Origin of the sequence: Micromonospora sp. NPDC005087 (assembly GCF_042872965.1) — a bacterium.
Taxonomy (GTDB): domain Bacteria; phylum Actinomycetota; class Actinomycetes; order Mycobacteriales; family Micromonosporaceae; genus Micromonospora.
On record NZ_JBIALB010000066.1, the window covers coordinates 1 to 1,636 of the forward strand.

1 protein-coding gene is annotated in these 1,636 nt (G+C 64.4%); it reads left to right on the plus strand.

The genetic code is table 11. The features are described 5' to 3' along the window. The first annotated feature begins 109 nt into the window (after positions 1-109). Complete coding sequence (locus ACFYPS_RS36865) at positions 110-1,189, plus strand: recombinase family protein (RefSeq protein WP_387331131.1); 1,080 nt, start codon at positions 110-112, stop codon at positions 1,187-1,189. Positions 1,190-1,636 lie beyond the last annotated feature (447 nt).

Here is a 1,636-nt window from a genome sequence, read left to right on the forward strand (position 1 = left end):
TACCCGAACCCGCGTGGATCAACAAGCCCGACGACGAGCCGACTCAGTCAACGAACCCCTGAACCACCCGCCCCGAAAAGGTTGACACCTTCCGATCGGCCTCTTCGCCATCGCCGAAGGACTAACCGCCAACCACGTGCCCTGCCCATCCGCACACGACCGAGCCCGCAACCGACACCGCAGCGGCATCGCCTGGTCCAAGAGCGCCGTCCGCGTCATCCTTACCAACCCTCGTTATACCGGGCGGCAGGTGTGGAACAAGCAACGCACCGACGAGGTACTGCTCGACGTCGACGACGTGGCGATGGGCCACACCAGCGTCATGCGCTGGAACGATCGCGACAAATGGGTGGTGTCCAAGGAGATCACCCACGAGCCGCTTATCGACGACGCGACCTTCGAGCAGGCCCAAGCGATCTTGCTGCGGCGTGGACGGGGCACCGGCGGCCAACACGTGAAGCAACGCACCCGCAACCCGTATGTCTTCCGGGGCCTGATCTACTGCGCCGCCTGCGACCGACGAATGCAGGGCCAGTACAACCACGGCGACGCCTACTACCGCTGCCGATTCCCCCAGGAATACGCCCTCGCCAACCAGGTCACACACCCCAACAACGTGTACCTACGCGAAGACGCTCTCACCGACCCACTCGACACCTGGCTGGCCTCCGCCTTTTCATCCGAGCGCATCGAACAGACGATCACCGCAATGACCGACACCCAGCCCCTGGAGCAACCACCCACACCAGCCATCACCGCAAAAGCGATCATCACCGAATGCGACGCCAAGCTGGAGCGCTACCGGGCAGCCCTCGACGCCGGCGCCGACCCCGCCGTCGTCACCACATGGATCGCACAGACCCAGGCCGAACGCGCCCGCGCCGAAGCCAACGTCCACCCCAACGCGGGCGATAACCCTCGACGGATGAGCCGAGCAGAAATCAGGAGCTTGATCCAGGCACTCGGTGACATCGCTGCTGTGCTCCGGGACGCGGATCCCGCCGACAAGGCCGAGCTCTACCGGCAACTCGGCCTCCGACTGAACTACCAGCCTGAAACGCAAACGGTGCGCGCTGCAGTCGATCTCAGCGCGCACCGTGGGGTAATGGTTTGTGTCCGAGGGGCGACACAAACCATTGCCCCACCGCCGATCATGATCGGCAAGACCTTGAGGCTCACACAACTTTAGGTGCTTGGTGACCTCTTCGGGTCCGCCGAAGAGGTCACCGAGCACGATGTGCTGGTCAAGGCACTGCGGTGGAATCGGCGTGTCAGGCAGTGCGACAGATGCCGACGCTTAGACGGGGAAGGGCGCCGTTGCATTGCCGGATCGGTGGACGCGTTGAACCTGTGTCGGGTCCACGGTCAGATCGCTTGGGCGAGTTCGAGCCGATCAGGAGGCCGAACCACCGATGCCCAGCATGCCGCATCCAGATGAGAGCAGCCAGAGTCACCCGCGCGATGAGGAGATCGTCCTCGGCGTCGACACCCACATCGGGGCATCAGAGCCCACGGCGGCCGGACTCACCGACCGGCGGCCGGGTCGGAAGGTGTCAACCTTTTCGGGGCGGGTGGTTCAGGGGTTCGTTGACTGAGTCGGCTCGTCGTCGGGCTTGTTGATCCACGCGGGTTCGGG